Here is a 5,315-nt window from a genome sequence, read left to right on the forward strand (position 1 = left end):
AACCGCCTCTTCTTTTTTCAGATAAATGCCCCTGACAAATTCAAGTTCCATCGCATTCAATCCCAATTTTTTTACATCTTTAATTCCCCGAAGCGTATCTCCCCTTGTAATTGTTGGTATCCCTGCCGGACCTAAATAAATCATCTTGATCAAGAAAAAACACTCATATTTAGAAACTTTTTTGTATTTCTCATAAATGAATATTTTAAATTTTTAAAGAGAATTATGAAGGTATATAGAGCGGTGGATGGTTTCGAAAAGGGAGGTGACAATACTTCCTTGATGGTTGAGTGCAAGGTTATTTACCCTCAAGACACAGAAAATTCAATTTATTTGAAATCTTATTCTGGGTCTACAAAAGTAAGAGTTCTGAATTCGGAAAACCTGATCAACAGATTAGGAAATGGGGAAGAAATTATTGCTTATGGAATTAAAAACCCGGAAACATCCGAAGAAGAGGAGGAAGTCACAACAACCAAAGGAGATGGGGAAGACGTATTTCGTATAGATTTTTATAAAAAAATTGATATGCCAAAAATATTTGCGAGATTCTGGTTAAAAAAAGAAGATGAAAAACTCTTTGAGAGTTGTTTTTCAGATGAAAATGAGATTCCCTATACTGATTTAAGAAATTATTCTGATCATATATTGACGGGACGCCTGAAAAAACCAGGAGAACTTTCCAGAATTACTGGAAGATTTGTACTTGGCAGAAAAAAAATACAGAAATTAAATACAGAAAAAATGGGATTTGTTTATATCAAAAATAATTCCGCCTATCCGGAAGGATTAACGCTGGTGCCTTTGGATACAGATATGCAAGATCTAAAAAGTATAAAAAGCGGATCAGTAATAAAAGAATTGTTGGGCAGCGATGAGGACGATTTTGTTGAAAATGTTTTTAAAACTTACGGAGATTCATCAATAAATAAATCTGATAATAAGGATTATCGTCTGTTATTATACGAAATGATCAAAAAATAATTACCTCTTGCTTCTCTGTTTGTGCCTTCTCGGACCTTTTTTGCTTCTTGAAGGTTTGTGCGGTTCGGTTCTTCTCACATCGGGAATCAACAAATTTCTGTCATAATCTAGAAATTTTCTTTTCAGTTCTTCTCCCTCCAAAGAAACCAATCCCTTTGCAATTCCCTGAGCAATTGCCTCCGCCTGACCCATTATGCCTCCTCCTCTCACATTTGCACTTATCTTAAAGTTTTCGTTTCCCGCAATTAAAAGAGGTTCGAGAATTTTTAATTGCGCAATCTTTGGAAAATTTTCAATAGGGGTGTGGTTTACAATAATATTTCTTTCTCCTTTTTCCACTCTTACTCTCGCAACCGCTCTTTTTCTCCTGCCAACAAATATTTTACCCATTATTTTTTACCATTTAAAAATTTACTTAATTCGTGAATAAAGACAAAATTACATTTTAATTTGTCAATCTGTTTTCCAATTTTCCTGCATTCCATATTTTTATATTTTTCTGGAATTCCAACATAGGTTTTTATTCTTCTGAAAGCTTCCTTTCCTTTTTTTGTCTTGTAGGGAAGCATTCCCCTGATCGTTCTTCTAACAATTTGGTCCGGGCTTGAAGGAAAAAATGGTCCGTGCTGCGGAGTTCCTCTCTGCTTTCTCTCCAGATATTTTTTAAATATGTCTTCCTTTTTTCCGGAAATTACTGCAAACTCGGAATTTATAATTGCAATTTCCTCTCCACTCATGGCTTTTTTTGCAACTTCTGTTGCCATTCTTCCAAGAATAGTGTTTTTTGCGTCTATAACTTCCATTTTTAAATTTACAAAAAAAATTTAAGTTTCTAAAATGAAGATTGCAAACAGGTAAATCCGGTTTTTTCCGCAAAAGTTTTAATAATGAATATTCATTTATGAAGAGGGATATTATTGTAATTCCGAACTCAAAAAAATCCGAAGTAAAAGAAAACGGAATTCTGATTGTGAAAGTCAAATCAAAACCGGAAAATAACAAGGCCAATTCAGAGGTTGTGAAAGTGCTCTCAAAACACTTCGGAAAAAAGATTAAAATAATCAAAGGATTTAAGAGCAAAAGAAAATCTATTGAAATATACTGACAAATTTTTTCATGTTTGTGAAATAACTGATTGGTTTGGCATGGAGAAATCGGATGCGGAGGAACAAATGAAAATATTGAATGGATTAACTGATTAAGCAAAAAGGATGGCGCTGGAAAAAATTCACAATACAAGGAATCGGAAAAGATAGTTTAGAAATATACAGACAAGTTATAAAGAGATTTTGAAGTGGAAAGTTGATAATTATATTAATTAAAAATAATTGGACCAGGCAAGATTTGAACTTGCGACCTCCACGTTATCAGCGTGGCGCTCTAACCAAGCTGAGCTACTGGTCCATAATATAATTAAATAGATTAAAAGTCAAATATTGAAGGTTGATATGGACGAGGGGGGATTTGAACCCCCGGCCTCCGCCATGCCAAGGCGGCATTCTACCAGTATCCTAAACCTTTTACAGGGTCTCTTATTAATCAATTAATTTCCCCGAAATTTTCGCTTAATCCTTTTTTCCAATATAATCAATAAAAGGTTTAACTGAACTACTCGCCCATAATTTAACAAAAATCTTTTATAATTTCTATTGTCTGAATAGTCCTTTAATTTCTCTTTCCATATCCTGATAAAATTTTAAAAATGGGCCTGAAGAGATTTGAAATCAAGGCAGGAAGTTTTTCCATCCGCTCTCTTGACCTCCGGCTTTTACGCTAGAGCTGAAAAGGCAAAATGCCTTCTGGCCTTATAAGACCGGCGCTCTAACCAAACTGAGCTACAGGCCCATATTTAATTTTATTAAATTACTTTATGAATGAGTTGCTTAAATTGGCTGACAAAATTGAGGATGGGGAATTGAGGGAAAAAACCACAAATTTGCTCAAAGAAATCAAATTGAGTAATAAAAATTTGAATTATAAGCAAATCAAATTGGAGGAATGTCCTGGTGGATATAAAGGATTTGAACATCACATGGAGAAGGGAGGATTAATAAGGCATACGAGAAATGTTACAGAGCTGTCGATAAAAATTGCCGATTTCATTGATCAAAAATATTGCAAAATAAACAAAGATTATGTAATTGCCGGAGCATTGCTTCACGATTTGATGAGGGTTTTTGACTTCAAAAAAAAGGGAAGAAATTATGAACTGGTCGGAAAATTAATTAGTCATGAAGAGTTGATTGGTTGCGAATTGTATGCGAGAAATTTTCCCGAAGAAGTTATTCACATTGTTTTAAACCATTTGAAATTGGAGGGATTGATTCTGGAAGCGATGATCGTGCATTTTGCCGATACAATTGATGCTTACACAGATGCTTATTTAAAGGAATTACTAAAGGAAACCTTAAATGCTGAAATATGAAGGATGATTTATCTGAAATTGAAAATTTTTGCATATTCAGAAAGCGAATAAAATGAAAGAGGAAGCGGTAGAATTTCTTAAAAATCTAGGAGAAGAAGTTAAAATTATATCTCATAAGGATGTCGATGGAATCTGTGCTCTGGTAATTTTGATAAATTTTCTGAGAAAGAAGGGAATAAAATATACTTATGAATTAAAAGAAGTTCCTCTGAAAGAAGTAGAAAAAGCTAAAACAATGATTTTTCTTGATATCAGTCTAGATAATGCCTTAAAATTTATATCGGAGAACAGTTTAATAATAGATCATCATCAGTTTAATAAAAAACCGAAAATGCCTTTTTACAATCCAAGAGAAAAAGATCCAAAAAGTTATATTCCCGCTTCATATCTCGTTTACGAAGTTTGCTCCGAACTTGAGAATATGGAAGAAACAAAATGGATCGCAGCCGTTGGCGTAATTGGAGATAAAGGAGATGAGAATTCTGAATTTTGCAGAAAATTTGTTGACAATTTTGAAAACAGGGAAGAATTGGATTTAATTTCTGATTATATTTTCTCCGCCACTCTGGTAGAACATGATAAAGAATATAAAATATTGGATATATTGCTGAATGCAAAATCAAGCAAAGAAGTTGTCCAGAATCCTTATTTAAAAGAATGTTACAACATTATACAAAACGAAATTTCAAAATCAAATAATAAAATAGAGAAAGAAGGAAACATTATTTTTGTAGAAGTAATTTCGCCTTATAACATAAAATCAATTATTGCAACCCAGATTTTGGAAAAAAACAAAGATGCGATTGTCGTTGCTTATTCTGTTTTTGAAGATTCCTGCAATATCAGTATCAGGACAAACACAGAAATAAATCTCGGAGAGATCGCAAAAAAAGTCGCCGAATTTTGTGGCGGAGATGGGGGAGGTCACAGAAAAGCGGCGGGAGCAAGAATAAAAAGAGATAAAATTGAAATTTTCAAGGAGGAATTTATTTCTGAAGTTGAAAAATTTAAAAATCAATGCATTGGATAATATTGCAAAAAGAAAAGTTAACGAAACTTAAAGGCCGAAAAGGGGATTTTCTGTGGCAAACCGAAAAAGTAAATCTTCGATCGCCAGACTCGAACCCCTCCCAAGAGATTTCTGCAGGCATATCGAGCCGAAGGCGAAGATATGACAAATGATTGAACTTTTTGAAGTTCATCCACAGTCTCTTATGCTACCAACTACACCATTTCGGCCATAATATTTAAAGTAGATAAATTATTTTTATAATTTTTTGCAAAGTGATTGGTTAGCTGTAAAAGTTAAAAGACAAAAACACAGAAGATACTTGTTTTAACAAGTTTTACTATACAACTTTTCTCATAATAAACAAATACTTAAATCCTCTCAAATAGAAATTATATTTTAAAGCTCTTTGTTCCCAAATTTTTGTGTTTGATCTTTGGTTCCTTCTTACCACACAAATAACATCAACAGGCTCAAAATATTTCTCTAACATTTGATAAATTTTGAAACCGACAGGAATGAATCCAGATTTCTTTCTCCAATGGTCGCCAATTAACCAACCGATAATTTTTCCTTGTTTCAAAATTCTATATATCTCCTTGGCAACTTTCTCTAATTCTTGATAAAATTCCTCTTTTTCAGCAGAAATTTTTCCTATACAATCAGGATGATCAGAATATTTCACATTATCTCCATACGGAGAATCAATAAAAACCATATCAACAGAGTTATCTGGCAATGGAATCTTTCTGGCATCATTTTGAATTATATCTGGTCTTGTGGGTGCGATATCATAGCCTATAACTCTTCTTCCTTCCTCTTTACAAACATCAATTGTTGTTCCACTTCCACACATCGGATCAACCACCAAATCTCCCGGTTTCGTATATCTAATAA

7 protein-coding genes and 2 tRNA genes are annotated in these 5,315 nt (G+C 33.3%); 4 read left to right on the forward strand and 5 right to left on the reverse strand.

From position 1 onward, the window contains the following. Positions 1–225 precede the first annotated feature (225 nt). Complete coding sequence (locus ENL20_03855; GenBank protein HHE37691.1) at positions 226–984, forward strand: hypothetical protein; 759 nt, start codon at positions 226–228, stop codon at positions 982–984. On the opposite strand, the gene rpsI is transcribed toward ENL20_03855, so the two are convergent. After that, complete coding sequence (gene rpsI / locus ENL20_03860) at positions 985–1,374, reverse strand: 30S ribosomal protein S9 (GenBank protein ID HHE37692.1); 390 nt, start codon at positions 1,372–1,374, stop codon at positions 985–987. Further along, a complete protein-coding gene (locus ENL20_03865; protein HHE37693.1) occupies positions 1,374–1,787 on the reverse strand; it encodes a 50S ribosomal protein L13 in 414 nt (137 codons plus the stop codon). Before ENL20_03865 ends, rpsI begins: the two co-directional genes overlap by 1 nt. 98 nt (positions 1,788–1,885) lie before the next feature. Here ENL20_03865 and ENL20_03870 point away from each other — a divergent pair, with 98 nt between their 5' ends. Further along, on the forward strand, positions 1,886–2,089 hold the full coding sequence (locus ENL20_03870; protein ID HHE37694.1) for a DUF167 domain-containing protein: 204 nt from the start codon (positions 1,886–1,888) through the stop codon (positions 2,087–2,089). Between the two features lie 224 nt (positions 2,090–2,313). Here the strand turns inward: ENL20_03870 and ENL20_03875 are convergent. Together ENL20_03875 and ENL20_03880 are read right to left on the reverse strand one after the other, a co-directional pair. Further along, positions 2,314–2,388: transfer RNA gene (locus tag ENL20_03875), tRNA-Ile, on the reverse strand. Between the two features lie 45 nt (positions 2,389–2,433). Further along, positions 2,434–2,508 (reverse strand) — tRNA-Ala (locus ENL20_03880). A 346-nt stretch (positions 2,509–2,854) separates the two neighbouring features. On the opposite strand from ENL20_03880, the gene ENL20_03885 reads away from it, so the two are divergent. Next, positions 2,855–3,409: an HD domain-containing protein gene (locus tag ENL20_03885; GenBank protein ID HHE37695.1), complete on the forward strand. Its 555-nt coding sequence runs from the start codon at positions 2,855–2,857 to the stop codon at positions 3,407–3,409. Positions 3,410–3,461: 52 nt separating this feature from the next. Then, positions 3,462–4,439: a DHH family phosphoesterase gene (locus ENL20_03890; protein ID HHE37696.1), complete on the forward strand. Its 978-nt coding sequence runs from the start codon at positions 3,462–3,464 to the stop codon at positions 4,437–4,439. A 319-nt stretch (positions 4,440–4,758) separates the two neighbouring features. On the opposite strand, the gene ENL20_03895 is transcribed toward ENL20_03890, so the two are convergent. Continuing rightward, on the reverse strand, positions 4,759–5,315 hold a 557-nt coding region (locus ENL20_03895), incomplete at its 5' end, for a class I SAM-dependent methyltransferase (GenBank protein ID HHE37697.1).

The organism is Candidatus Cloacimonadota bacterium (assembly GCA_011372345.1).
In the GTDB taxonomy this organism is placed as follows: Bacteria; Cloacimonadota; Cloacimonadia; order Cloacimonadales; family TCS61; genus DRTC01.

Excerpts from the sequence above, each read along its gene's own strand:
- ENL20_03870 (HHE37694.1), top strand. The coding sequence starts at position 1,886 with ATGAAGAGGGATATTATTGTAATTCCGAACTCAAAAAAATCCGAAGTA.
- rpsI (HHE37692.1), bottom strand. The coding sequence starts at position 1,374 with ATGGGTAAAATATTTGTTGGCAGGAGAAAAAGAGCGGTTGCGAGAGTA.
- ENL20_03855 (HHE37691.1), top strand. The coding sequence starts at position 226 with ATGAAGGTATATAGAGCGGTGGATGGTTTCGAAAAGGGAGGTGACAAT.
- ENL20_03865 (HHE37693.1), bottom strand. The coding sequence starts at position 1,787 with ATGGAAGTTATAGACGCAAAAAACACTATTCTTGGAAGAATGGCAACA.
- ENL20_03885 (HHE37695.1), top strand. The coding sequence starts at position 2,855 with ATGAATGAGTTGCTTAAATTGGCTGACAAAATTGAGGATGGGGAATTG.
- ENL20_03890 (HHE37696.1), top strand. The coding sequence starts at position 3,462 with ATGAAAGAGGAAGCGGTAGAATTTCTTAAAAATCTAGGAGAAGAAGTT.